Below are 26155 nucleotides of genomic sequence, written 5' to 3' on the forward strand. Positions count from 1 at the left end.
GGGTGCGCCGGGTGGGCCCGGCGGCAAAGATGATCAGGTATTGGCCTCCAGCCAGCCTTGCAGCAACAGGGCAGCGGCAATGGCATCGACCGGGTTGTCGCGGTAGCTGCCACGCTGGCCGCCACGGGCCATGCGCTCGCCTTTGGCCTCGAAGGTGGTCAGGCGCTCGTCGTGCGTGTGCACGGGCAGGTTGAAGCGGCCGTTCAGGCGGCGGGCGAACTTTTCGGCGCGGGCGCTCATTTCGCTGGGCGTGCCGTCCATGTTCAGCGGCAGGCCGACGACAATGGCATCTGGCTTCCATTCGGCAATCAGCTTTTCCACCTGGGCCCAGTCCGGTACGCCGTTCTGCGCCTTCAGGGTGCACAGTTCGCGGGCCTGGCCGGTAATCACCTGGCCGACGGCCACGCCGATCTGTTTGCTGCCATAGTCGAAGCCCAGCAGCAGGCGTAGCTCAGCCATCAGGCGTGGCCCGCTTGGCTGGTCAGCAGGTGCAGGTTGATCCCCAGGCTGGCGGCCGCAGCCTCCAGGCGCAGGTCGCTGGCCACGCCGAAGACAATGTCCGGGTCGAACGGGCAGTTCAGCCAGGCGTTGTCGGCCAGCTCCGCTTCCAGTTGGCCCGCTTCCCAACCGGCATAGCCCAAGGTGATCAGGCTCTGCTTCGGGCCCACCCCGGCCGCGATAGCCAGCAATATGTCCTGTGACGTGGTCAGCGACAGCCCCTCCAGCGCCACGCTGGCCTGGAAGCTGCACTCGCTGCTGTGCAACACGAAACCGCGGTCGGTTTGTACCGGGCCACCCTGGTAGATCGGCACCTGCAAGGTGCTGGCCGGCGGCATTTCGTCCGGGCGCAGTTGCTCGAGGATGTCGGCCAGGCTCAGTTCCTGTGGTCGGTTGACCACCAGGCCCATGGCGCCATGCTCATTATGCTCGACGATGTACGTGAGGGTCTGGGCGAAGTTCGGATCGGCCATGTGCGGCATGGCGATCAGGAACTGGTGCTTGAGGTAGCTCGGTGCGAGGGTTTTCATGGGGGATAGTGTGGCGCCAGGTGGCGAGGCTGACAAGGTGGGCTTTGTGTCGCTTGTGCCGGCTCCTTCATGGGCATGCCCGCTCCCACCGGTACTCCACAGGCTTCAGCGCCGGTTAGCAACCTGTGGGAGGGGGCGTGCCCGCGAAGGGGCCGGAACAGGCAGAAAATCAGTTACTGGACAAACGGTCCCCACGGGCAAAGCGCCAGGTGCGGATGATCTCCAGCCGGTCGAACTCGGCCAGGTCCCCGGTAAACGGTGCAAACGGCGCCGCCAGCCGCACGATGCGCTGCGCCGCCTGGTCCAGCACGGGCTGGCCGGATGATTCCAGCACCAGCACCTCGTACAGCGAGCCATCGCGGTTGATCGACACCATCATGCGCAAGTTGCCGTAGATCTGCTGCCGGCGCGCTTCGTCGGGATAGTTCAGGTTACCCACGCGCTCGACCTTCTTGCGCCACTCTTCCTTGTACCAGGCGCCCTTGTCGCGCATGGTCGACGCGGCGTTCAGGCGATGGATGCGCGGGCGCTTGGCGTACATCTGCTGCTCGTTGGACAGCTCTGCCTCCAGGCTGGCGATCTGGCTGGACAGCTGCGAGCTGTCGAAGTCCGGCACCGGTGCGGCTGGCTTGGGCTGTGCTTTGCTTTCCTTGGGTTTGGGTTCGACCTTGTGCGGCTTGGGTGCAGTAGTCACCACCGCCGACTTTTTGGGAGGAGGGGGTGGGACCACCTCGGGCCTGGCCGCAGGCGGTGGGGTGATCTTGTTGATCTTGCTGTCCTGGAACGGTGCCAGCTCGGTGGTCTTGGGCACCGCCTTCTTGTCCAGGGTGCCGCTGCCTTGCTGGTTGTCCTGGGCCTGAAAGTCAGCCTTCTCGGGCGGTTTCTCGCTTTTGAAGGTGGCCAGGGTGATGTCCATGGTGTGGCGGATTTCGGCAGGCTTGACCACGGTGAAGCCGACGCCGAGGATCAGCGCCAGGTGCACCAGCGCAGCCAGGAACAGGGTGAAGCCGAGCCGGTCCGCAGGGCGAACACGGGGAGGCAGCAGGTCGGCAGGGACGTCAGCGGGCAGCGTCATCAGGTATCCAGCAACCGCAGGGCGGGGCAGCAGCTCAGTCGAATAGGACCGGCATCATACCCCACTCTACGGCTTTACTTCGCGTTGGCTGTCAGCGTGCCTTGAGCTTGCGATCAATGGCATCCATCAGCTTGCCACCGATATCGGTGTTGTAGGCGGCATCGATTTCGCGAATACAGGTGGGGCTGGTGACGTTGATTTCGGTGAGGTAGTCGCCGATTACGTCCAGGCCAACGAACAGCAGGCCCTTCTCGCGCAGCGTCGGGCCGACCTGGGCGGCGATCCAGCGGTCGCGCTCGGTCAGTGGGCGGGCTTCGCCACGCCCGCCAGCGGCCAGGTTGCCACGGGTCTCACCGCTGGCCGGAATGCGTGCCAGGCAATAGTCCACTGGCTCGCCGTCGATCATCAGGATGCGCTTGTCGCCGTCCTTGATTGCCGGCAGGTAGGCCTGGGCCATGATCTGTTGGGTGCCCAGTGCGGTCAGGGTTTCCAGGATCACCGACAGGTTGGGGTCGCCCGCCCGGTGACGGAAGATCGACGTACCGCCCATGCCATCCAGTGGCTTGAGGATCACGTCGGCATGCGTGGCAGCGAATTCGCGAATGATGTCCGGGCGGCGGCTGACCAGGGTCGGGGTGGTGCATTGCGGGAACAGCGTGGCGAACATCTTCTCATTGCAGTCGCGCAGGCTTTGCGGGCGGTTTACCACCAGTACGCCGTCGTTCTCGGCTTGTTCCAGCAGGTAAGTGCTATAGACGAACTCCATGTCGAAGGGCGGGTCCTTGCGCATCAGGATCACGTCCAGTTCGGCCAGCGGGCTGTCCTGCTCCTCGCCCAGTTCGAACCAGCGCGCCGGGTCGGCAAACACCTTCAGCGGGCGCATGCGGGCGCGGGCCTTGCCTTCGCCCTGATACAGGTCTTGCTGTTCCATGTAGAACAGGCTCCAGCCGCGTGCCTGGGCGGCCAGAAGCATGGCCAGCGAGCTGTCCTTCTTGTAGGAGATGGACGCGATGGGGTCCATCACAATGCCGAGGCGAACGCTCATGGGGGGTCCTCTTGGCGGCAGGTGGCCGCGGTGGATCGAAAGAAAAGTGGCTCAGGGTGGCGCCGCGAACGCCGACGGTCAAGGGGCGCGGCAGATGGAATGGCCACCCGGAGTATGCTAAAAATGCAGCTGCAAGCCTTGAGCTACAAGCCTCAAGAAAAGAGCATCCATGCGCCGAGCTGCTTTCTTGCAGCTTGCCGCTTGCAACTTGCGGCTTCAATCCTATTGGTAGGCGTCTATGGAACAACCCCTGAAGGTGATGGTGATCGACGATTCCCGCACGATCCGCCGCACCGCGCAGATGTTGCTCGGTGAAGCGGGCTGCGAGGTGATCACCGCCAGCGATGGCTTCGATGCCCTGGCCAAGATCGTCGACCATCAGCCCAGCATCATTTTCGTCGATGTGCTGATGCCACGCCTGGACGGCTACCAGACCTGCGCGGTAATCAAGCACAACAGTGCCTTCAAGGACACCCCGGTTATCCTGCTGTCGTCCCGCGATGGCCTGTTCGACAAGGCCCGCGGCCGGGTGGTCGGTTCCGATCAGTTTCTGACCAAACCGTTCAGCAAGGAAGAACTGCTCGACGCGATCCGCGCCCATGTGCCCGGGTTTGCCGCACCTTAACAACACGCACCCTGACCGAGCCCCCGCCATGGCGCGGTCCTACTTTCCTGATGGGGAAACAGCATGGCCCGAGTTCTGATTGTCGACGACTCGCCGACAGAGATGTACAGATTGACCGAATGGCTGGAAAAGCACGGCTACCAGGTGCTCAAGGCCAGCAACGGTGCCGACGGCGTGGCCCTGGCCCGGCAGGACAAGCCCGACGCGGTGCTGATGGACATCGTCATGCCTGGCATGAATGGCTTCCAGGCCACCCGCCAGCTCAGCAAGGACCCGGACACCAGCGCTATTCCAGTGATCGTGGTAACCACCAAGGACCAGGAAACCGACCGTATCTGGGCCACGCGCCAGGGTGCCCGTGACTTCCTGACCAAACCGGTGGAAGAGGAGGCGCTGATCGCCAAACTCAAAGAAGTGCTGGGGGCTTGACCACCCGCCCGCAAGGCGCGTCGCTGACCGCCTTTGAGTTGCTGCTGGACATCGACCGGCGCTGCCGCCTGCTGGTCGCCGACCAGCCGCCGCAGGACAACCGCGTGCAGCAGTGGAGCGGCATTGGCTTTCGCATTGCCGGGCAGTGGTTCGTCGCGCCCATGGGCGAAGTGGCCGAGGTATTGCGCGAACCGCGCAGTAGCCGCGTCCCCGGCGTGCAGCCATGGGTATGCGGGGTGGCCAACCTGCGTGGCCGGCTGTTGCCGGTGATGGACCTGAGCTGCTTCTTCGGCCTGGGCCACGCCGCACCGGGCAAGCAGCGGCGAGTGCTGGTGCTGGATCACGACGACCTGTTCGTCGGCTTGCTGGTCGACGAGGTGCTGGGCCTTCAGCACTTTGCCCTCGACAGCCTGCAGTTGTCGCCGCCGCAGCCTCTGATCGCTGCCGCTGCACGCTTTGTGCAGGGGTATTTTCCGCGTGAACGTAACTGGGCGATCTTCAGCCCCTTTGCCCTGGCCCAGGCGCCGGGCTTTCTCGATGTGGCGTTATAGGACCTGCGAACGTGAACAAGCCTGCCACCCCCGTCACTGCCACCACCGTGAGCCCACGTACCCGCAGCATCGCGCAGATCACCGTGCTGTTCCTGATACTGATCCTTTCGATCATCTTGCTGTTCGCCAACTTTGCTTACCTGAATACCCAATCCAACTACGACAAGCAGTACATCGGCCATGCCGGCGAGCTGCGCGTGCTGTCGCAGCGTATAGCCAAGAACGCCACCGAGGCGGCCACTGGCAAGGCCCTGGCCTTCAAGCTGCTGTCGGATGCGCGCAATGATTTCGAACAGCGCTGGGGCTACCTGCGCCAGGGTGACAAGTCCACTGGCCTGCCGCCTGCGCCGCCTTCGGTGCGTGACGAGATGGAATCGGTACGCCGCGACTGGGAAAACCTGCGCAAGAACACCGACATCATCCTGGCCAGCGAGCAGACCGTACTGTCGCTGCACCAGGTGGCAGCGACCCTGGCCGAGACCGTGCCGCAGCTGCAGGTGGAATACGAAAAAGTGGTCGAGATCCTGCTGCAGAGCGGTGCCCCGGCCAGCCAGGTTGCAGTGGCCCAACGCCAACTGTTGCTGGCCGAACGTATTCTTGGCTCGGTCAACACCGTCCTGGCGGGTGACGACAGCGCCGCGCAGGCGGCCGATGCCTTCGGCCGTGACGCCGGGCGCTTTGGCCAGGTGCTGGAGGGCATGCTCAATGGCAATACGACGATCCAGGTAACCCGTGTCGAAGACGCCGACGCCCGCGCACGGCTGGCCGAAATCGCCGAGTTGTTCCAGTTCGTTGCCGGTTCGGTGGATGAAATCCTCGAAACCTCGCCCGAACTGTTCCGTGTGCGGGAGGCTGCGGGCAACATCTTCAGCCTGTCGCAAACCCTGCTCGACGAAGCTTCACACCTGGCGAACGGTTTCGAGAACCTGGCCGGCGGTCGTACCCTCGACACCGTTGGCGGCTATGCCTTGGGCCTGCTGGCGCTGGCCTCGATCATCCTTATCGGCCTGGTCATGGTGCGTACCACCAACCGCCAACTACGCGAGACCGCAGAAAAGAACGAACGCAACCAGCAGGCCATCATGCGCCTGCTCGACGAAATCGAAGAGCTGGCAGATGGCGACCTGACGGTGACCGTATCGGTGACTGAAGACTTCACCGGCGCCATTGCCGACTCGATCAACTATTCCGTGGACCAGTTGCGCGATCTGGTCGCCACCATCAACCACAGTGCAGTGCAGGTCGCGGCCGCCGTGCAGGACACGCAGAACACCGCGCGGCAACTGGCCAAGGCCTCCGAGCACCAGGCCGCACAGATCAGCGAGGCGTCCGAGGCGGTGGGTGACATGGTCGAGTCGATCGACCGGGTTTCGGCGCATGCTTACGAATCGGCCAAGGTGGCCGAGCGTTCGGTGGCCATCGCCAACAAGGGCAACGAGGTGGTGCACAACACCATCGACGGCATGGACAACATTCGCGAGCAGATCCAGGACACCGCCAAGCGGATCAAGCGTCTGGGCGAGTCTTCTCAGGAAATCGGCGACATCGTAAGCCTGATCGACGACATTGCCGACCAGACCAACATTCTTGCCCTGAATGCCGCCATCCAGGCGTCGTTGGCCGGTGAAGCCGGCCGCGGGTTTGCCGTGGTTGCCGACGAGGTGCAGCGTCTGGCTGAGCGCTCATCGTCTGCCACCCGCCAGATCGAGGCGCTGGTGCGTACCATCCAGGCCGATACCAACGAAGCGGTGATCTCCATGGAGCAGACCACCGCCGAAGTGGTGCGTGGTGCCCGCCTGGCTCAGGATGCCGGGGTGGCGTTGGCCGAGATCGAAGGGGTATCGCAGAACCTCGCCGACCTTATCCACAGCATCTCTGACGCTGCCCAGTTGCAGACTTCGTCGGCCGGGCAGATCTCCCACACCATGGCGGTGATCCAGCAGATCACCGCGCAAACCTCCGCCGGCTCCGGTGCCACCGCCGACAGCATCCGCCACCTGGCCCGCATGGCCAGTGAGATGCGCCGTTCGGTGTCCGGATTCACCCTGCCGCCACCTACCGAGCCGCGTTGAGGAATAGTGACCATGGCGTCTGCAGTAAGCCCCGAGCGTCACGAAACAGTGGCATTGGCCTGGACCAAGGCCGCCATTCTCGATTGCCTGGGCCAGGCAAGGCAGGCGCTGGAGCGCTTTGCCGGCGAGACGGGCGACCTTTCGATGATGGCTTTCGTGGTCGACAACCTGCATCAGGTGCACGGCTGCCTGCGCATGCTCGAACTGCGCGGCGCCACGCGCCTGGCCGAGGAGCTGGAGCTGTTTGCCAAGGCTTTGGCCGATGGCCAGGTCAGCCCCCGGGGTGATTGCCTGGGTGCATTGTTCCGCGGCCTGGAGCAGTTGCCCTCGTACCTGGAGCGGTTGCGCGGTGCTCGCCATGACCTGCCACTGGTGATGCTGCCGTTGCTCAACCAGCTGCGCGCCTGCCGGGGGGAGGAACCGCTGGCCCAGGCCAGCCTGATGACCGGCGCCGCCCAACGCTTCGCGGGTGACGATGACCTTGCCAACCTCGACTTGTCGCTGGGCAACTGGCGTGACCAACTGCAGGCCGGGTCGGGGCGCGATGCGCTGCGTTCGGTGGTGACTGCACTGTGCGATGACTTGATGCGCATCAAGGAGCGCCTGGACCAGTTCGGGCGCGGCGACCGTCAGCACCGCGAGCAGCTCGATGCGCTGCTGGCCCCGTTGCGCCACGTGGCTGACACCCTGGCGGTTCTGGGCTTTCAGCAACCGCGGCGGGTGATCATCGACCAGGTGCTGGCGTTGCAGGCATTGGCTCAGGGCGAGCGGGCGGTGGACGACGCGGTGTTGATGGATGTGGCAGGGGCTCTGTTGTACGTGGAAGCCTCCCTGAACGGCATGGTCGGCCCTTTGGAGGAAAACGGCCAAGGCAATTTGCCGGGCTCGGACCTGGCTGAGATACGCCAGTTGGTGCTGAATGAGTCGCTGAACGTGTTGCAGCAGGCCAAGGATCTGATCGGCGATTACCTGGAGTCCGACTGGCCCCGGCAACGCCTGCAGCCTTTGCCGGGGCTGTTGCAGCAGATCCGCGGGGCGCTGGCCATGTTGATGCTGCCCGCCGTGGCCGAGCTGTTTGTCGGCTGCGCAAGCTATGTGCAGCGTTGGTTGCAGCACCAGGAGGAAGAGCCGCCGATTGATGAGCTGACGCACTTGGCCGAGGCACTGAGCGCTGCCGAATGCTACCTGCAATGGCGGACGGCAGACCCGCTGGCCGATGGCCAACCCTTTATCGAGATGGCACGGGCCAGCCTGGCGGCGCTGGGTGTGCAGTGCGCGGTGATCGGGGCCAGCCCAGACCAGGACGGCAATGGCGATGGCATCGATGATGAGCTTCGTGAAGTGTTCCTAGACGAGGCGGGCGAACTGCTGCCGGAAATCGAGCGCCACTGGTTGCGCTGGCGTGCCGACAACCAGCAACGCGAGGCACTGGGCGAAGTGCGTCGCGCGCTGCATACACTCAAAGGCAGCGGCCGCATGGTACATGCAGAGGCGGTGGCTGAACTGGCCTGGGGCGCCGAGCACCTGCTGAACCGGGTACTCGAGGGCCGCAGCGTGCTCAGCCCGGAAGGGGTTGTAGCGCTGCAGCAGGTGTTCGTCCACCTGCCTGACCTGCTGGCCGACTTTGCTGCCGGCCAACTGCCGCAACTGACTGAAATCGAGCAATTGGCCGGGCACCTGCACAGCCTGGCCGAAAACGATGCCCCGGCGGCTACCGGTGTCGATGGCCTCGATCCGCAGTTGCTGGGCATTTTTCGCACCGAGGCGCAGGGGCATCTGGCCAGTCTTGAGGTTTATCTGCAAAGCGCCGGTGGCCACGACACGCCGGTCAGCGATGATTTGCAGCGTGCCTTGCACACGCTCAAAGGCAGTGCCGCCATGGCCGGGGTGATGCCGATCGCTGAACTGGCCACTGCCTTCGACCGCCTGGCCCGTGAGTACAAGGGGCATCAACTGCCACTGCAAATGGCTGAGATGGAGTGGCTGGAAGCTGCGCGCTCGTTGTTCCATCTGGGCTTGGCGCAACTCGATAGCACGCCACTGGCCGCCATCCCCGGCGCCGCGGAACTGATCGAACAGGTCGGCCAGGCAGTGGACGGCCGCCTGGCCAGCCTGCATGAAGACCCGCACCATGCCGGCCGCCGCAAGCATGATCCGCAGTTGGTCGCCAGCTTCCTGGCGCAGGCCATGGACATTCTGCTCGATGCAGAGACGCTGTTGTCGCGTTGGCAGCAACAGCCCGCCCAGCGTGACGCACTGGATAACCTGCTCGACCAGATGACCACCCTGGGGCATGCCGCGCACCTGGCCGACCTGTGGCAGATGGATGAGGTGTGCGAGGCGTTGCTGGACTTGTATGGCGCTGTGGAGGAGGGCAGCCTGCCTGCCGATGCCCGCTTCTTCAGCCAGGCGCAGCGGGCCCATGAGACCCTGCTGGACATGCTCGACGAAGTGGCGGCCGGGCAGGATATTCCGCCGCGCCCGGAGCTGGTCGACAGCCTGCGCAACCTGCTGGACCAGGCCCTGGCGCCAGATGCCACCGGCCTGGTGGGCATCGATACGGTCACACCACTGCACCCGGACATGGACCTGTCCGATACCCTGGGGTTGCCACACCCGCCGTTGCAACCGGAGGTGGCCGGGCCGCTTGCCGAGGCGCCGGAAAGCCCCGGCGAAGAGCTGCTGGAAGTGTTCCTGGAAGAAAGCTCGGACATCGTCGAAAGCGCCGCGGCGGCCTTGGCACGATGGCAGGCCGACCCGCGCAGCAGCGTCGAGGTGGACAACCTGATGCGCGACCTGCACACCCTCAAGGGCGTGGCGCGCATGGTCGAAATTACCCCGATCGGTGATCTGGCCCACGAACTGGAGTTTCTCTACGAGCTGTTGGCTGCCGGCAGATTGCCGCCAAGCGCGCCACTGTTCGCCCTGCTGCAGAACTGCCACGACCGATTGGCGCATATGCTTGACGCCGTCCGCCTGGGGCAGCCGTTGCATGCCGCTACGGCGCTGATCGACTACATTCGCAACTTCAGCAGTGCGGCACTGACAGACAGTGCCGCGGGCCAGGGGCCGCCAGAAGCTGCAACCGCCGAAGCACCGGCAGCAGCGCCAGAGCGGGCACCGGGTGACATGGTCAAGGTCGACGCCGAGCTGCTCGACGACCTGGGTAACCTGGCCGGCGAGCACTCGATCATCCGTGGGCGCATCGAGCAGCAGGTCAACGACGCGCAGTTCGCCCTCAACGAGATGGAAACCACACTCGAGCGCATGCGCGATCAGTTGCTGCGTCTGGATGTGGAGACCCAGGGGCGAATCTCCAGCCGGCAGCAGTTCGAAGGCGATGCCTATGACGACTTCGACCCTCTGGAAATGGACCGCCACTCCCAGCTGCAGCAGCTGTCACGGGCCCTCTTCGAGTCTGCCTCGGACCTGCTGGATCTGAAGGAAACCCTGGCTCAGCGTGCTCAGGAGGCGTACAGCCTGCTGCAACAGCAGGCGCGGGTGAACAGCCAGTTGCAGGAGGGCCTGACCGCCACCCTGATGGTGCCGTTCGAACGCCTGGTGCCGCGCTTGCAGCGCGTGGTGCGTCAGGTGGCCAGCGAGCTGGGCAAGCAGGTGGAATTGGTGGTTGGCAATGCCGAGGGCGAACTGGACCGCAGCGTGCTGGAACGCATGGTGGCGCCACTGGAGCATATGCTGCGCAACGCCGTTGACCACGGCCTGGAAAGCCGCGCAATGCGCCTGGCCGCCGGCAAGCCGGAGCAGGGCACCATCCATCTGAATTTGCTGCATGAGGGCGCCGATATCGTCATCGAAATGACGGATGATGGTGCCGGCGTGCCACTGGAAGCGGTGCGGCGCAAGGCCATCAAGCGCGGCCTGCTGGACCCGCAGGCGCAGTTGAGTGACCACGAGATCCTGCAGTTCATCCTGCGGCCAGGCTTTTCTACCGCCGAAAAGATCACCCAGATTTCCGGGCGCGGGCTGGGCATGGATGTTGTGCACGAGGAGGTCAAGCAACTGGGTGGCTCGATGAGTATCGAGTCGGCACAGGGCAAAGGGGCGCGCTTTCTGATCCGCCTGCCGTTCACCGTGTCGATCAACCGTGCGCTGATGGTGCACCTGGGCGAAGAGCAATACGCCATTCCGCTCAATACCATCGAGGGCATCGTCCGCGTGCCACCTGCCGAACTTGCGGCGTGCTACCAGCTGGACTCGCCCCGCTATGTGTATGCCGGCCACGAATACGAGCTGCGCTACCTGGGTGAATTGCTGCAAGGCCTGCCGCGCCCGGCGCTGCTGGGGCAGAGCGTACCGTTGCCGGTGCTGTTGGTGCATTCCAAGGAGCAGTCGTTCGCCATCCAGGCCGATAGCCTGTCGCCCAGCCGCGAGATCGTGGTGAAAAGCCTGGGGCCGCAGTTTGCTGCGGTTGCCGGGCTATCGGGGGCGACACTGCTAGGCGATGGCCGGGTGGTACTGATTCTTGACCTGCTGGGCCAGCTGCGCGGCCAGCAGCGACGGCTGGCCCGCCTGCCCGGTGGCGGTAGCCAACGCCAGTTGCTTGGCCCGGCACCGCGCCGTGCCTTGCTGGTGATGGTGGTGGACGATTCGGTAACCGTACGCAAGGTGACCAGCCGCCTACTGGAGCGCCACGGCATGAGCGTGCTCACGGCCAAGGATGGCGTCGATGCCATGGCCTTGCTGGAAGAGCACCGGCCCGACGTGTTGTTGCTGGACATCGAGATGCCGCGCATGGACGGCTTCGAGGTGGCCACACGTATCCGCCGTGACGCGCGGCTCAAAGACTTGCCGATCATCATGATCACCTCGCGCACCGGGCAGAAGCACCGGGACCGCGCCATGGCCATCGGCGTCAACGAATACCTGGGCAAGCCGTATCAGGAATCGCTGCTGCTGCAGAGCATCGCACATTGGAGCCAGGCCCATGCTTGAACTGATTTCCGGCCAGCGCAGCAGCCTGACCGGGCTGTTGCTGCCGTTGGGGGACCGCACGCTGGTGTTGCCCAACGTGGCGGTGGCCGAGCTGAGCGGGCAACGTAACCTGGTGTGCCAGCACGGCGACCCCGCCTGGCACCTGGGGTGGATCGACTGGCGTCAGCAACGCCTGCCGTTGATCGGTTTCGAGGCCGCGTGCGGTGGTGAGACGCCGTGCGGGGAGCGGGCTCGCGTGGTGGTGCTCAATGCCTTGGGCGATACCGGTTTGCGGTACCTGGCGCTGTTGCTGCAGGGCATTCCGCGCTCGTGCAAGCTCGACAGTCAGCTGAACTACGTTGATGTGGCGCTGGGCAGGCTGGAGCTGGCGGCGGTGCAGGTGGGTGAGCAGGTGGCGCGGGTGCCGGACCTGGTCGCACTGGAAAGGCTGGTGCGTGACGCGGATCTGCAACCTGATCTTGGGTAGGATGTGAGGCACAGGGCCTCTTCGCGGGTAAACCCGCTCCTACAATGGCTGCGCTCCGTTGTAGGAGCGGGTTTACCCGCGAAGGGTTCATCAACATCACATCAGGAACCCAGCCCACCTCAGGAGGTCTGTGTTTGCATGTATTACGGTGAACGCTTCAACGCCTGGACCCACCTGGTCGGTGCCGTCCTCGCTGCTATTGGTTCCATCTGGCTGATCGTGGTCGCTGGCCTGCAAGGCGACCCGTGGAAGATTGTCAGCTTCTCCATCTACGGCGGCACGCTGCTGTTGCTGTACAGCATCTCCACTCTGTACCACAGCACCCGTGGGCGGGCGAAAGTGATCATGCGCAAGCTCGACCATCTGTCGATCTATCTGCTGATTGCCGGCAGCTACACGCCGTTTTGCCTGGTCAGCCTGCGCGGCCCTTGGGGATGGAGCCTGTTCGGCGTGGTCTGGGGGCTGGCGATCATCGGCATGTTGCAAGAGATCAAGCCGCGCTCCGAGGCGCGGATCCTCTCGATCATCATCTATGCGGTAATGGGCTGGATCGTGCTGGTGGCCGTCAAACCACTGCTGAATTCGCTGGGCACTGCCGGCTTCGCCTGGCTGGCTGCCGGCGGCGTGTTCTACACCGTCGGCATCATCTTCTTCGCCTTCGACAGCCGCTTCCGTCACTGGCATGGCATCTGGCACCTGTTCGTGATCGCTGGCAGTCTGATGCACTTCGTGGCGGTGTCGCTCTACGTACGCTAATTAAAAATCGCCCCACAACTGCTGTGCCACCGACAGCGCCACCACTGGCGCGGTCTCCGTGCGCAGCACGCGCGGGCCAAGGCGTGCTGCGTGGAAGCCGGCGGTTTTGGCCTGCTCGACTTCGGTTTCGCTCAGGCCGCCTTCGGGGCCGATCACGAAGGCCAGGGTTGCGGGCTTTTCATGGCTGGTGAGCGGCTCGGCCACCGGGTGCAGGACCAGTTTCAAGTCAGCCTTGGTGCTGCTCAGCCATTCGGCCAGGGTCACAGGCGGGTGGATGACTGGCAAGGTAGAGCGCCCACATTGTTCACAGGCGCTGATCGCCACTTGGCGCCAGTGGGCCAGGCGCTTGTCGGCGCGTTCGTCTTTCAGGCGCACTTCGCAGCGTTCGCTGACGATCGGGGTGATTTCGTTGGCACCAAGCTCGGTGGCCTTCTGGATCGCCCAGTCCATGCGCTCGCCACGGGAAAGGCCCTGGCCCAGGTGCACATGCAGCGGTGAATCGGCCTGGCCGGCAAAGGCCTGGTCAAGGCTGACGCGGACAGTTTTCTTGCCCACCTCAAGCAACTGACCACGGAATTCCTGGCCGCTGCCATCGAACAGCTGCACGGCGTCGCCGGGGGCCATGCGCAGCACGCGGCCAATGTAGTGGGCCTGAGCCTCGGGCAGGTCGTGCTCGCCAAGGCTCAGGGGGGCGTCGGTGAAGAAGCGGGACAGTCTCATGGGTTTGCTCGGTAAATAGAGAGACGCAGATCCCCTGTGGGAGAGGGCGTGCCCGCGAATCAGGCGCCGCGGTGCCTGGCAAGGGCTTCGCCCTTGTTCGCGGGCTCGCCCGCTCCCACAGGAAAAGTGGTGTGGCGAATTGCCGGGCCTAGCCCGGGTCGCGGAAATCGGGGTGGAAGTTGGCCGGCACTGCGATACTGACGCTGTCGCGGGTGGCGATATCGATGCCTTCGCTGGCCACTTCGCCAAGGAAGTCGATCTGCTCGGGGGTGATCACGTACGGCGGCAGGAAGTACACCACACTGCCCAGCGGTCGCAGCAGAGCGCCGCGGGTCAGGGCGTGCTCGAACACCTTCAGGCCACGGCGCTCCTGCCAGGGATAGGCAACCTTGCCTGCCTTGTCCTGAACCATTTCGATGGCCAGGGCCATGCCGGTCTGGCGAATTTCTGCAACGTGAGCATGATCGGCCAGGTGTGCAGTGGCTGTGGCCATGCGCTTGGCCAACGCTTTGTTGGCCTCGATCACATTGTCCTGCTCGAAGATATCCAGGGTTGCCAGCGCCGCAGCGCACGCCAGCGGGTTGCCGGTGTAGCTGTGCGAGTGCAGGAATGCGCGCAGTGTCGGGTAATCGTCGTAGAACGCCTGGTACACCTTGTCGGTGGTCAGGCAGGCGGCCAGCGGCAGGTAGCCGCCAGTCAGGGCCTTGGACAGGCACAGGAAGTCCGGGCGGATGCCGGCTTGCTCGCAGGCGAACATCGTACCGGTGCGGCCGAAGCCTACGGCGATTTCGTCGTGGATCAGGTGCACGTCGTAGCGGTCGCAGGCTTCGCGCAACAGCTTGAGGTACACCGGGTGGTACATGCGCATGCCACCGGCACCCTGTATCAGTGGCTCGACGATCACGGCGCTGATCGAGGCATGGTGTTCGGCCAGGGTCTGCTCCATGGCCTGGAACATGTTGCGCGAGTGCTCTTCCCAGCTCATGCCCTCGGGGCGCAGGTAACAGTCAGGGCTTGGCACCTTGAGGGTGTCGAGCAGCAGTGCCTTGTAGGTTTCGGTGAACAGCGGCACATCACCCACCGACATGGCGGCAATGGTTTCGCCGTGGTAGCTGTTGGTCAGGGTGACGAAGCGCTTCTTGTCCGGTTTGCCGATGTTCTGCCAGTAGTGGAAGCTCATCTTCAGCGCCACTTCGATGCACGACGAGCCATTGTCGGCATAGAACACCCGGTCGAGGCCGGCCGGGGTCATGGCGACCAGGCGCTCGGACAGCTCGATCACGGGCTGATGACTGAAGCCGGCCAGGATCACGTGTTCGAGCTGGTCGACCTGGTCCTTGATGCGCTGGTTGATGCGCGGGTTGGCATGGCCGAACACGTTGACCCACCAGCTGCTCACCGCATCCAGGTAGCGTTTGCCCTCGAAGTCTTCCAGCCACACGCCTTCGCCGCGCTTGATCGGGATCAGCGGCAGCTGCTCGTGGTCTTTCATCTGGGTGCAGGGGTGCCACAGGACCTTGAGGTCGCGTTGCATCCACTGATCATTGAGGCCCATGGGCACTTCTCCTGGCTTTGCGGCGTGGTTCGACCGCGTAAGCCTAAGCAATGCCGCAGGGCAGGACAACCGCTGCCGTTCAATGGGGTGGGTGCCGGTCCATTCGAGCTTGCTGCCTTGCATGGAGCAAAGCCCTCCAGGATGTGTTGCCGGAGCGGAGGCTCAGGCCTGAGGCTGTGCAAAGTCACCAAGATCATGCAGAGCTCCCCTGCCACTGTGTGGCCTAGCGACTGACAAAAATGTGAGCTGCCAAAAGGACTTGATGTCACTGCGCTGGCAGGGTGGTCGGACCTGACGTATTCTTAACGCATCTACCCGGGGCATTCCTGCCTCTCCCCGTTTCTGTAACCTCTGACTCGGAGTTCGCCGACATGGCTGCTGCTTGGGTGCGTCTGTGCGCGTTGATATTGATTGGTGTGTCCAGCGGCGCTGCGCTGGCGAAAGACAAGACGCCCACGGCGATTGTCGTGGGGGGAGGCCTGGCAGGCCTGACGGCAGCCTACGAGCTGCAGAACAAAGGCTGGCACGTGACCCTGCTGGAGGCCAAGGCGGGCATGGGCGGGCGTTCGGGCCTGGCCACCAGCGAGTGGATCGGCAACGCCAAGGCACAGCCGGTGCTTAACCAGTACCTCAACCGTTTCAAGCTTGAAACACTGCCGGCGCCGGAGTTTGTGCGTACCCCGGGTTACCTGATCGACGGCGAGTACTTCAGCGCCAGCGACCTGGCCACCAAGCAACCGGCCACTGCCGAGGCGCTCAAGCGTTACGAGAAAACCCTCGATGACCTGGCCCGTTCGATCGATGACCCGCTGAACCCGCAGGCAACCAGCACGCTGTTCGCCCTGGACCAGATCAACGTCTCCACCTGGCTGAACAAGCTGCAACTACCGGCCACCGCCCGTCAGTTGATCAACCAGCACATCCGTACCCGCTACGATGAACCGTCGCGCCTGTCGCTGCTGTACTTCGCCCAGCAGAACCGCGTGTACCGCGGCGTCAGCGACCGCGACCTGCGCGCCGCGCGGCTGCCCGGCGGCAGCCCGGTGCTGGCTCAGGCTTTCGTCAAGCAACTGAAAACCATCAAGACCAGATCGCCGGTTACCGCGATTGTCCAGGACAAGGATGGTGTCACGGTAAAAGTCGGCAGCGTCGGCTACAAGGCAGATTATCTGGTCATGGCCGTGCCTTTGCGCGCGCTGGCCAGGATCCAGATGACCCCTGGCCTGGACAGCCAGCACCTGGCGGCGCTCAAGGGCACCAACTATGGTTGGCGCGACCAGATCATGCTCAAGTTCAAGAAACCCGTATGGGAAAGCCGTGCACGCATGTCGGGCGAAATCTTCAGTAACGCCGGCCTCGGCATGCTGTGGGTCGAGCCGGCGCTCAAGGGGGGGGCCAACGTGGTGATCAACCTGTCCGGCGACAACGCTCGTCTGCTGCAGGCCTTTGGTGACAAGCAGATGGTCGACCAGGTGCTGATCCGTCTGCATGCGTTCTACCCCCAGGCCCGTGGTGCTTTCACCGGTTACGAGGTCAAACGATACAGTGCTGACGTGGGCACAGGTGGTGCCTACCTGGCCTACGGCCCGGGGCAGATCAGCAAGTACTGGCGCCTTTGGGAGCGTCCGGTGCAGCGCATTGCCTTTGCCGGTGAGCACACCGATGCCCTGTACCCCGGCACTTTGGAAGGCGCCCTGCGCAGTGGCCAGCGTGCGGCCAGCCAGGTACAGGACCTGTTGGCCGGCAAGTCGTTCGACCCGGCCAAGACGGCGCCAGTTGCGGTGACGGCAGGTGCGGCGGCCGCCAAGGAGAGCAAAGGAGGGTTCTTCTCCAATATGTTCGGCGGTTCGTCCGACAAGGGCGACAAGACTGACAAGGCGCCGGTCAAAGCTGAGCCGAAGCCGTCCGAGGAGGCGAAGCAGGACAAGCCAGGCTTCTTCAAGCGCGTGTTTGGTGGGGCGGACACGCCCGAGGTGAAGGCTGCAGCCAATACCCAGGCCAAGGCTGGCTGATTGTTCGACAGTGTCGGCCTGTTTGCAGCCTGAAGGCCGGCACTGCAACCCCAGCGCTCCGACTATCGTTAATGTTTTCTTAATGGTGAGCCAACAGAATAAATATCGGATTCCTCGATAATCCGAAGCAATTTTTTCCGCTTTTCTTCGATACGTTTCGCGTTAGTCTGTGCACAGCTTTCACGGGGAAACACGCAACATGCAACTGCGCAATTCACCTTCTCGCTATGGCGTGGTCAGCATCATCCTGCACTGGGGTGTGGCGCTGGCAGTCTTCGGCCTGTTTGGCCTGGGCCTGTGGATGGTCGGCCTCGACTACTACAGCCCCTGGCGCAAGGCCGGCCCGGACCTGCACAAGAGTATCGGCCTGGTGCTGCTGGCGGTGATGCTGCTGCGAATGCTCTGGCGTTTCATCAGCCCGCCACCACCGGCTCCGGTCAATCATGGTGCACTCACTCGCCTGGCGGCCAAGCTGGGTCACCTGGTCCTGTACTTTGGGCTGTTTGCGGTGATGGTTGCCGGTTACCTGATTTCCACTGCCGACGGGGTCGGCATTCCGGTGTTTGGCCTGTTCGAAGTGCCGGCACTGATCAGCGACCTGCCCGACCAGGCAGATGTGGCGGGTGTGGTTCATTTGTGGCTGGCCTGGGGCTTGGTGATTTTCGCCGTGCTGCATGCCCTTGCCGCGCTCAAGCACCATTTCATCGACCGTGACGCGACCCTGATTCGCATGCTGGGCCGCAAAGCTTGACTCTCAACCTCAATTACACAGGAAGGAACAGGATGTTGAAAAAGACTTTTGCCGCTCTGGCGCTCGGTACCGCTCTGCTCTCTGCTGGCCAGGCCATGGCTGCCGAGTACAAGATTGACAAGGAAGGCCAGCACGCGTTCGTTGACTGGAAAATCAGCCACCTGGGCTACAGCTTCATCCACGGTACCTTCAAGGATTTCGACGGCAATTTCAGCTGGGACAGCGCCAAGCCTGAAGCCAGCAAGATTAGCGTCGACTTGAAAACCGCCAGCCTGTGGTCGAACCACGCCGAGCGTGACAAGCACATCGCCAGCGCCGACTTCCTCGACGTGAAGAAGTACCCGGACGCCAAATTCGTCTCCACCAGCGTCAAGTCGACTGGCGACAAGACGGCTGACGTGACTGGCGACCTGACCATGCACGGTGTCACCAAGCCGGTGACGTTCAAGGCTACCTTCAACGGTGAAGGCAAGGACCCATGGGGTGGTGAACGCGCTGGCTTCAACGCCACCACCACGCTGAACCTGAACGACTTCGGCATCAAAGGCCCAGGTGCCACTTCGCAGACCCTGGACCTGGATATCAGTGTTGAAGGTGTGAAGCAGAAGTAATTTCTGCCAGCTGAAGACCGAGGGGGCCGCTTTGCGGCCCTATCGCGACACAAGGCCGCTCCTGTAGAGAATTTCTTGATCTCTGCAGGAGCGGCCTTGTGTCGCGATAGGGCTGCGAAGCAGCCCCCTCGGCATTTCCATCAGCCCTTGCGGGTCAGCAGCGCCGGGCGCTCACCACGTGGGCGGCTTGGCAGGTCATCCAGTTGCTCAGGCGTCGGGAAGCGGTCCAGCTTGGACTCCTTGCGAATGATCACTGGCTGTTTTTCCGGCTGACGCGGGTTGCGCAAGGCCGGCTCTTGCCGGGCAGCATCGTCACGCGCAGGGCGACCACGGCCACCGCCGCCATCACGACGGGTACCGCCACCGTTGTTGGCGCGGGGCGGGCGTTTTTCTCCGCCACCACTGCGTGGCTGGCCGCCATTGCGGGCTTGGCCCTGGCCGCCAGCGTTGCTGCGTTGGCCATTGCCTTGCCCCTGACCTTGGCCAGCACCACCTGGGCGGCGGTTGCGGCCCTGGTTCTTGCCCTGGTACGGGCTGACATAGTCGGCGCGGTTACCGAAGTTATCGAGCTCGTCGTCCAGGAATTCTTCCGGGTCGCGGTCTGCCGGCGGCTTCGGCACGCTGCTATTGCTGGCCTGCTGCTGGCGTGGCTTCTTGTCACGCGGCTTGCGCGGTTGCTGCTGCTTGTCACCGCTCCTTTCCTTGTCCTCCGGCTTGGCCGCAGCTTGCTGCCTGGCTTTGCCTTTGTCCTTGCCTTTGTCCTTGCGGCCGCCGTTGGTGTCTTTACCACCTTCGCCACGGGCTTGCTGGTTGCGGCCACCGCGGCCGTTATTCTGCGGGCGCTCGCGTGCTTCGGGCTTCTCGGCTTCTACCTGGCTGGCGTCGAAGCCCATCAGGTCGCCATCCGCGATGCGCTGCTTGGTCACCCGCTCGATGCTCTTGAGCAGCTTCTCTTCATCTGGCGCGACCAGGGAAATAGCTTCGCCCGAACGACCGGCACGGCCGGTACGGCCGATGCGGTGGACGTAGTCTTCCTCGACATTCGGCAGCTCGAAGTTGACAACATGGGGCAACTGGTCGATGTCCAGGCCGCGGGCAGCGATGTCGGTGGCGACCAGTACGCGCACGCTGTTGGCCTTGAAGTCGGCCAGCGCCTTGGTGCGGGCGTTCTGGCTCTTGTTGCCGTGGATCGCGGCGGCGGTCAGGCCTTGCTTTTCCAGGTACTCGGCCAGGCGGTTGGCGCCATGCTTGGTTCGGGTGAACACCAACACCTGTTCCCAGGCGCCCAGGGTGATCAGGTGCGCCAGCAAGGCACGCTTGTGGCTGGCAGGCAGGCGATATACCCGCTGCTCGATACGCTCGACGGTGGTGTTCGGCGGGGTGACCTCGATACGCTCCGGGTTGTGCAGGAGCTTGTCGGCGAGGTCGGTGATGTCCTTGGAGAAGGTGGCCGAGAAGAGCAGGTTCTGGCGCTTGGCCGGCAGGCGGGCGAGGACCTTCTTGACGTCGTGGATGAAGCCCATGTCGAGCATGCGATCGGCTTCATCCAGTACCAGGATTTCCACGTGGGCCAGGTCGACCTTGCCTTGGCCGGCGAGGTCGAGCAGGCGGCCTGGGCAGGCGACCAGCACATCAACGCCTTTGGCAATGGCCTGGATCTGCGGGTTCATGCCAACGCCGCCGAAGATGCAGGCGCTGACCAGTGGCAGGTCACGGGCATAGACCTTGAAACTGTCATGCACCTGGGCTGCCAGTTCGCGGGTCGGTGTCAGGACCAGAACGCGAGGCTGGCGCGGGCCGTGGCGCTGTGATTTGTCGGGATGGCCGGCCGGGAACAGGCGCTCGAGAATCGGCAGGGCGAAGCCGCCGGTTTTACCCGTACCTGTCTGTGCGGCAACCATCAGGTCGCGGCCTTGCAACACGGCGGGAATTGCCCGCTGTTGCACGGGGGTCGGCTGGGTGTAGCCCGCAGCCTCGATAGCGCGGACAAGAGCCTCGGAGAGACCGAGGGAAGCAAAGGACATGGGCGATCCTGTTCTCGTGTGGGCTGGGCCCGTTGGGATGTTCTGCCTGGCGCGACGGGCATCGGTGGAATGCGATCGCGTCCGGTCCAGCTGGGCTTTCACTGCACATCCGGGAAACGGAGGCTGGACGCAAAGGAGCGTCGGTGCCGATCGGGATGCCTGTTGCGAGGCCGAGCGTCCGGGCGTGAGCCGGGCGGGAAGGCCCGAGTATAACAGAGCTATCGCGCTGTGCTGCTTTCCTGCTGCTCAACGGCGTTGAGAATGTTTCCGGTGTCGCTTGTGTAGCGGTTGCTGATCGCTGCATAGGCCGGTTCCTGCTTGAACCGCTGCAGCTCTTCGGCAAAGGCCAGAGCCAGTGCCTCCCGGCCGGGTTTGCGCACTAAACCCAGGTACTGTGACTGATGGCTTACTACCAGCGGCAACTCTTCGACTTGCCGCTGCAAGCCAAGTTGGTGAAGCAGGTAATGGCCAACCCTGCGATCGGTGATCGCCAGATCGATGCGGCCCAGCATCAGCTTGCCGAAGTTGGCTTCGAGGGTAGGCGCGGCTTCGCGCTTGAAGTAAGAGGCCTCGCTGAACGCGGTGCCATAGGTATAGCCGGGCGATGTGCCGACGGTAAGGCCAGAAAGGTCCTTCAGCTGGGTGACCGCATGGCGACGTGCATGAGCCTGAAACAAGACGAATTCGACCTCCGACATGGGCTCGGGGGCATATACCAGGTAGGGGCGGCGCGACTCGATCATGAAGATGTCGAGGATACCGTCGGCCAAACCTTGCTCGACCATCGCCAGGCAGCGCTTCCACGGCAGGAACTGCCATTCCACCTCGACCCCCAGGCGCTTGAAGACCTGAGTGGTAACCTCGTAGTCGATACCGCGTGGCTGGCCTTCATGCTGATACACGTAGGGCGCCCAGTCATCGGTCACCAGACGCAGTCGCTCACCCAGAGCCAACGGGCTCAGGCTGGCGAGCAGCAGGATCCAGAACAGACGGGCGATATGTGGCATGGCCGGAGATTACGCGTTCGGCCGGTGTACGGTAAAGGCATGCACGATCGATGCGGGAGCGGGCGTGCCCACGAACACCGGCGAAGCCGGTTCTAACTATCGGGTTGCGCTCTTCGCGGGCACGCCCGCTCCCACAACCGCGCAAGACAATGAATTTTGCGGGCACATCAGGATTGAGTGGTTCGCAGCAGATGCGCCTCGATATCCTTGCGCCGCTCGCCCAGCGATAGCCGCAACCCTGGATGGCGCAGGCACTGACGCAGCCGCTCGGGCTCCATGTAGCCATGGCGGTCGTAGAGGTTTTCCAGAGCCTTGTCCCACCAGGCGGACGCGCAGGCGCGGTCGAACTCATTGGGGTAGGGGTAGCAGCCATAGAGCAACTCGCGGGCAAACTGGCGCTCGTGGCTGGGCAGGGTCAGGCTCAGCGCCTTGTAACCCAGACGGTGCAGGGTTGGTGGCCGCGGCAGTTGGTCGTTGACCCGCGCAACGTCCGCCAGGGCCGAGGGGCTGAGTGGGTCGTGGTCGTGCTTGCGCAGCCAGGCCTGGATCTTGGCGCGGAACTGCGCCTTCCGGCTCCAGTAGTGATGGATGACATCGGTGCACTCGGCCAGCTCCAGGTTGCGGTAGGCCGCCACTGCCAGGCAGAACTCCTCAAGGGTATAGGCCTCACGCGCCAAGGGGTAGAATTCGTCCATCATGGCGATGGAGCGGTCGAGGGTGCCGCAGTCCTCGGCAGTGAGGCCGATAACGCCGGAGTTGACGAGCGGCATCTGGCAGTCGGCCAGTCCCCGGGACTCGAGAATGGCCAGCAGGTTCTTGTACAACAGGCACTTCTGGTCAGCGCCGTAGCGTGTGCCGATGGCGTTGCACAGCAGGCGGTTGGGCGCCACACGGGCGAACAGATGCAGCGGCGAAGTGCGGAAAAAGGTGTCTGTGTCGATCAGCACTGCCAGTGGGTGTTCCTGCAGTACCCGGCGCAACAGCACATGCTTGCTGCGAAAGTGATAACCGTGCGGGGCGTTCCATGCCTGGCGCGTGGCCTCGTCCAGCAAGTGGACGGTGACGGGCAGCTTGGCGTAGGGCTGCGCATTGTCGGTGTAGACCTGGATGTCCATGGCCTCGCCGGCTGCACTGCCCAACTGGGCGAGGGCGCTGACGATGCTGAAGCAGGCTTCCTGATGGTAGGTTGCCGGGCCGAAAGCCAGATATACAAGCTGTGGGCGCGAAGGTTGGGGACGCTGCATGGCAGGCAAGACCTGTTTAACCCGAAAATGAATAAGGCTTTAGTCTATGACCAAAGCCTTAAGCATTTCTTAAGCAGACTTTGCCAAAAGATTTCAGCGCGGCAGCTTCAGGTTGTTCCAGATCGCCAGGCTCGGTTCGGCCTGGTTCAAGGTATAGAAGTGCAGGCCCGGTGCGCCGCCTTGCAACAGCTGTTCGCACATGCGGGTAATCACTTCTTCGCCGAAGGCCTGGATGCTGGCGGTGTCGTCGGCATAGGCCTCCAGCTGCTTGCGGATCCAGCGCGGGATCTCGGCGCCACAGGCATCGGAGAAGCGGGCCAGCTTGCTGTAGTTGGTGATCGGCATGATGCCCGGTACCACCGGAATGTCCACGCCCAGCTTCTGTGCGCGCTCGACGAAGTAGAAGTAGCTGTCGGCGTTGAAGAAGTACTGGGTGATGGCGCTGTCGGCACCGGCCTTGACCTTGTGCACAAAGTTGGCCAGGTCGGCCTCGAAGTTGCGCGCCTGCGGGTGCATTTCCGGGTAGGCAGCGACTTCCAGGTAGAAGTGGTCAGCGGTTTCCTGGCGGATGAATTCGACCAGCTCACTGGCGTAGCGCAGTTCACCACTGGCCATGCCCATGCCCGACGGCAGGTCGCCACGCAGAGCGACGATGCGTTTGATGCCGGCGGCCTTGTACTCGGCCAGCAGGGCGCGCAATTCGGCCTTGGTATCGCCCACGCACGACAGGTGCGGCGCGGCAGGGATCTTCACTTCGCTTTCCAGCTGCAGCACGGTATTGAGCGTGCGGTCGCGGGTCGAGCCACCGGCACCGTAGGTGCAGGAGAAGAAGTCCGGGTTATAGGTGGCCAGCTGGCGGGCAACGCCCATCAGCTTTTCGTGACCGGCGTCGGTCTTGGTCGGGAAGAACTCGAAACTGTAGCGGCGTTCTTGTGACATCAGGCGTTCCTCTGGCAACAAGCGTCTTGCGGCAAGCTGCAAGTAAAAGCCAGATCGGTGATGGCCGGTCTGGCTTGGGCGTCGTTCAAGATCTGTGTTTCCTGAGCTGCAAGTGGCAATGGCGCGGACCGCCTTTGCTTGCCGCTTGCAGCTCCAAGCTTGCCGCTTAGTAGCGGTAGGCGTGCGGCTTGAACGGGCCTTCGACGGTCACACCGATGTAGTCGGCTTGCTGCTTGGTCAGCTGAGTGACCACGCCGCCGAAGCCGCGGACCATTTCCAGGGCCACTTCTTCGTCGAGTTTCTTCGGCAGCACTTCAACGGTCAGGCGCTCGGCTTTCTTTTCGGCCGGCAGGTCAGCGAACTTCTGCTCGAACAGGAAGATCTGTGCCAGAACCTGGTTGGCGAACGAACCGTCCATGATGCGGCTTGGGTGGCCAGTGGCGTTGCCCAGGTTGACCAGGCGGCCTTCGGCCAGCAGGATCAGGTAGTCGTCGTTTTGCGGGTCGAAGCTGCCAGCGCCGGTACGGTGGATCTTGTGAACCTGCGGCTTGACCTCTTCCCAGGCCCAGTTCTTGCGCATGAAGGCGGTGTCGATTTCGTTGTCGAAGTGGCCGATGTTGCAGACCACGGCACGCTTTTTCAGGGCCTTGAGCATGTTGGCGTCGCAGACGTTGACGTTACCGGTGGTGGTCACGATCAGGTCGATCTTGCCCAGCAGGGCCTTGTCGATGCTGGCTTCGGTGCCGTCGTTGATACCGTCGATGAACGGCGAGACCAGCTCGAAGCCGTCCATGCAGGCTTGCATGGCGCAGATCGGGTCAATTTCGGAGACCTTGACGATCATGCCTTCCTGGCGCAGGGACTGGGCCGAGCCCTTGCCCACGTCACCGTAGCCGATCACCAGGGCCTGCTTGCCCGACAGCAGGTGGTCGGTACCACGCTTGATGGCGTCGTTCAGGCTGTGACGGCAGCCGTACTTGTTGTCGTTCTTGCTCTTGGTGACCGAGTCGTTGACGTTGATCGCCGGGACTTTCAGCTCGCCCTTGGCCAGCATGTCCAGCAGGCGGTGCACGCCGGTGGTGGTCTCTTCGGTCACGCCGTGCACCCGGTCCAGTACCTGCGGGTACTTCTTGTGCAGCAGTTCGGTCAGGTCACCACCGTCGTCGAGGATCATGTTGGCGTCCCATGGCTGGCCATCTTTCAGGATGGTCTGCTCCAGGCACCACTCGTACTCTTCTTCGGTTTCGCCTTTCCAGGCGAACACCGGGATACCGGCGGCGGCGATCGAGGCAGCGGCCTGGTCTTGAGTCGAGAAGATGTTGCAGGACGACCAGCGCACTTCGGCACCCAGGGCAACCAGGGTTTCGATCAGCACGGCGGTCTGGATGGTCATGTGGATGCAGCCCAGGATCTTCGCACCCTTGAGCGGTTGCTCGGCCAGGTACTTGCGACGCAGGCCCATCAGCGCAGGCATTTCCGATTCGGCAATGATGGTTTCGCGACGGCCCCAGGCGGCCAGGGAGATGTCGGCGACTTTGTAATCGGTAAAACCAGCAGGCATGTTTGCAGCGCTCATGAGAGCCTCCATTCGTAATGTGCGAATGGGCGCCGTTGTGCGTTAAGCGCTCGCGGGAGCGAGCAACGCCCCATCCGAGCCTGACAGGCCTAGCCTGCTGCAGCGCCCCTCGGACAGGTGGCGGGCATGGCACCGCTGTGGGCAACCATGTAAAACGGCGCAGATTATAGCTGCCCCCGCCGGCTTGCCCAAGGTTTTCCGTCGATTAATCGCGACGATAGTCGATGTTCAATGGAGCGAAGGCAGCCGCTCTGCCATCATTGCTACACGTTAGCCAAGCAGGTCAGGAGTACAGATGAACTTTCACACCCGCAAGTGGGTTAAACCCGAAGACCTCAACCCCAATGGCACCCTGTTCGGTGGCAGCCTGTTGCGCTGGATCGATGAAGAGGCGGCGATCTACGCCATCGTCCAGCTGGGCAACCAGCGTGTGGTGACCAAGTACATGTCGGAAATCAACTTCGTCAGTGCTTCGCGCCAGGGCGACATCATCGAGCTGGGCATTACAGCTACCGAGTTCGGCCGCACCTCGATCACCCTCAAGTGCGAAGTGCGTAACAAGATCACCCGCAAGAGCATTCTGACTGTCGACAAGATGGTGTTCGTCAACTTGGGTGAAGACGGCCAGCCGGCGGCCCATGGGCGCACCGAGATCAAGTATGTGCAGGACCAGTTCCCGGATTCGGCAGTCGAATAGTTCCTGGTTGTCTGTGCTG

21 protein-coding genes, 1 pseudogene and 1 riboswitch are annotated in these 26155 nt (G+C 63.3%); of the genes and pseudogenes, 11 read left to right on the plus strand and 11 right to left on the minus strand.

Annotated features, from left to right (window positions below; translation table 11 throughout):
• Positions 1-33: 33 nt before the first annotated feature.
• The 4 genes from ruvX to gshB all read right to left on the minus strand — a co-directional run bounded on the left by ruvX (position 34) and on the right by gshB (position 3148).
• Positions 34-459 carry a Holliday junction resolvase RuvX gene (ruvX, locus tag J3A98_RS26285; RefSeq protein ID WP_003249316.1) on the minus strand — a complete coding sequence of 142 codons (426 nt, stop codon included), beginning with the start codon at positions 457-459 and terminating at the stop codon, positions 34-36.
• Positions 459-1028 carry a YqgE/AlgH family protein gene (locus tag J3A98_RS26290; RefSeq protein WP_209969588.1) on the minus strand — a complete coding sequence of 190 codons (570 nt, stop codon included), beginning with the start codon at positions 1026-1028 and terminating at the stop codon, positions 459-461. The genes ruvX and J3A98_RS26290 overlap by 1 nt, the downstream gene beginning before the upstream one ends.
• A 169-nt stretch (positions 1029-1197) precedes the next feature.
• Positions 1198-2103: an energy transducer TonB gene (locus tag J3A98_RS26295; RefSeq protein ID WP_176683066.1), complete on the minus strand. Its 906-nt coding sequence runs from the start codon at positions 2101-2103 to the stop codon at positions 1198-1200.
• 91 nt (positions 2104-2194) lie between these two features.
• Positions 2195-3148: a glutathione synthase gene (gene gshB / locus J3A98_RS26300; RefSeq protein WP_209969591.1), complete on the minus strand. Its 954-nt coding sequence runs from the start codon at positions 3146-3148 to the stop codon at positions 2195-2197.
• Positions 3149-3386: 238 nt separating this feature from the next.
• Here gshB and pilG point away from each other — a divergent pair, with 238 nt between their 5' ends.
• From pilG to J3A98_RS26335, 7 genes are all read left to right on the plus strand, one after another.
• A complete protein-coding gene (gene pilG / locus J3A98_RS26305) occupies positions 3387-3773 on the plus strand; it encodes a response regulator (protein ID WP_209969594.1) in 387 nt (128 codons plus the stop codon).
• Between the two features lie 63 nt (positions 3774-3836).
• On the plus strand, positions 3837-4202 hold the full coding sequence (pilH, locus tag J3A98_RS26310) for a twitching motility response regulator PilH (RefSeq protein ID WP_003249327.1): 366 nt from the start codon (positions 3837-3839) through the stop codon (positions 4200-4202).
• Positions 4199-4753 (plus strand): chemotaxis protein CheW, encoded by a 555-nt coding sequence (locus tag J3A98_RS26315; protein WP_176683067.1) that lies wholly within the window; start codon positions 4199-4201, stop codon positions 4751-4753. Before pilH ends, J3A98_RS26315 begins: the two co-directional genes overlap by 4 nt.
• Before the next feature lie 47 nt (positions 4754-4800).
• Positions 4801-6825: a methyl-accepting chemotaxis protein gene (locus J3A98_RS26320; RefSeq protein WP_339444141.1), complete on the plus strand. Its 2025-nt coding sequence runs from the start codon at positions 4801-4803 to the stop codon at positions 6823-6825.
• Positions 6826-6837: 12 nt separating this feature from the next.
• Complete coding sequence (locus J3A98_RS26325; protein ID WP_209969596.1) at positions 6838-11778, plus strand: Hpt domain-containing protein; 4941 nt, start codon at positions 6838-6840, stop codon at positions 11776-11778.
• Positions 11771-12244, plus strand: coding sequence for a chemotaxis protein CheW (locus J3A98_RS26330; protein WP_209969600.1), 474 nt, complete (start codon positions 11771-11773; stop codon positions 12242-12244). Before J3A98_RS26325 ends, J3A98_RS26330 begins: the two co-directional genes overlap by 8 nt.
• Before the next feature lie 138 nt (positions 12245-12382).
• Entirely contained in the window at positions 12383-13000 is a 618-nt protein-coding gene (locus J3A98_RS26335) for a hemolysin III family protein (protein ID WP_209969603.1), read from the plus strand.
• Here J3A98_RS26335 and J3A98_RS26340 read toward each other — a convergent pair whose 3' ends face one another.
• Together J3A98_RS26340 and J3A98_RS26345 are read right to left on the minus strand one after the other, a co-directional pair.
• Positions 13001-13720 carry a 16S rRNA (uracil(1498)-N(3))-methyltransferase gene (locus J3A98_RS26340; protein WP_209969606.1) on the minus strand — a complete coding sequence of 240 codons (720 nt, stop codon included), beginning with the start codon at positions 13718-13720 and terminating at the stop codon, positions 13001-13003. It abuts the gene before it with no gap.
• A 148-nt stretch (positions 13721-13868) separates the two neighbouring features.
• Positions 13869-15275 (minus strand): adenosylmethionine--8-amino-7-oxononanoate transaminase, encoded by a 1407-nt coding sequence (locus tag J3A98_RS26345; RefSeq protein WP_209969609.1) that lies wholly within the window; start codon positions 15273-15275, stop codon positions 13869-13871.
• Positions 15276-15646: 371 nt separating this feature from the next.
• Here J3A98_RS26345 and J3A98_RS26350 point away from each other — a divergent pair.
• The 3 genes and pseudogenes from J3A98_RS26350 to J3A98_RS26360 form a co-directional block, all read left to right on the plus strand.
• Positions 15647-17257, plus strand: a pseudogene (locus J3A98_RS26350) (flavin monoamine oxidase family protein); the annotation flags it as partial.
• A gap of 229 nt (positions 17258-17486) precedes the next feature.
• Complete coding sequence (locus J3A98_RS26355; RefSeq protein ID WP_176683072.1) at positions 17487-18038, plus strand: cytochrome b; 552 nt, start codon at positions 17487-17489, stop codon at positions 18036-18038.
• Between the two features lie 32 nt (positions 18039-18070).
• The gene (locus J3A98_RS26360) at positions 18071-18649 is read left to right on the plus strand and encodes a YceI family protein (protein ID WP_003249350.1); all 579 of its coding nucleotides are present in this window, start codon (positions 18071-18073) and stop codon (positions 18647-18649) included.
• A 140-nt stretch (positions 18650-18789) separates the two neighbouring features.
• Here J3A98_RS26360 and J3A98_RS26365 read toward each other — a convergent pair whose 3' ends face one another.
• The 5 genes from J3A98_RS26365 to ahcY form a co-directional block, all read right to left on the minus strand.
• A complete protein-coding gene (locus J3A98_RS26365) occupies positions 18790-20673 on the minus strand; it encodes a DEAD/DEAH box helicase (protein ID WP_209969612.1) in 1884 nt (627 codons plus the stop codon).
• A gap of 218 nt (positions 20674-20891) precedes the next feature.
• Positions 20892-21680 carry a transporter substrate-binding domain-containing protein gene (locus tag J3A98_RS26370; protein WP_209969617.1) on the minus strand — a complete coding sequence of 263 codons (789 nt, stop codon included), beginning with the start codon at positions 21678-21680 and terminating at the stop codon, positions 20892-20894.
• A gap of 167 nt (positions 21681-21847) precedes the next feature.
• Positions 21848-22924 (minus strand): hypothetical protein, encoded by a 1077-nt coding sequence (locus tag J3A98_RS26375; RefSeq protein ID WP_209969620.1) that lies wholly within the window; start codon positions 22922-22924, stop codon positions 21848-21850.
• Positions 22925-23017: 93 nt separating this feature from the next.
• Positions 23018-23863 (minus strand): methylenetetrahydrofolate reductase [NAD(P)H], encoded by an 846-nt coding sequence (metF, locus tag J3A98_RS26380; RefSeq protein ID WP_176683076.1) that lies wholly within the window; start codon positions 23861-23863, stop codon positions 23018-23020.
• Positions 23864-24029: 166 nt separating this feature from the next.
• Positions 24030-25439, minus strand: coding sequence for an adenosylhomocysteinase (gene ahcY / locus J3A98_RS26385; protein ID WP_021783768.1), 1410 nt, complete (start codon positions 25437-25439; stop codon positions 24030-24032).
• A gap of 20 nt (positions 25440-25459) precedes the next feature.
• Positions 25460-25556, minus strand: a riboswitch (S-adenosyl-L-homocysteine riboswitch).
• Positions 25557-25734: 178 nt separating this feature from the next.
• Here ahcY and J3A98_RS26390 point away from each other — a divergent pair.
• Complete coding sequence (locus J3A98_RS26390; RefSeq protein ID WP_012312432.1) at positions 25735-26136, plus strand: hotdog domain-containing protein; 402 nt, start codon at positions 25735-25737, stop codon at positions 26134-26136.
• Positions 26137-26155 lie beyond the last annotated feature (19 nt).

The sequence above is a fragment of the Pseudomonas sp. BP6 genome (assembly GCF_017875935.1).
Classification (GTDB): domain Bacteria; phylum Pseudomonadota; class Gammaproteobacteria; order Pseudomonadales; family Pseudomonadaceae; genus Aquipseudomonas; species Aquipseudomonas putida_Y.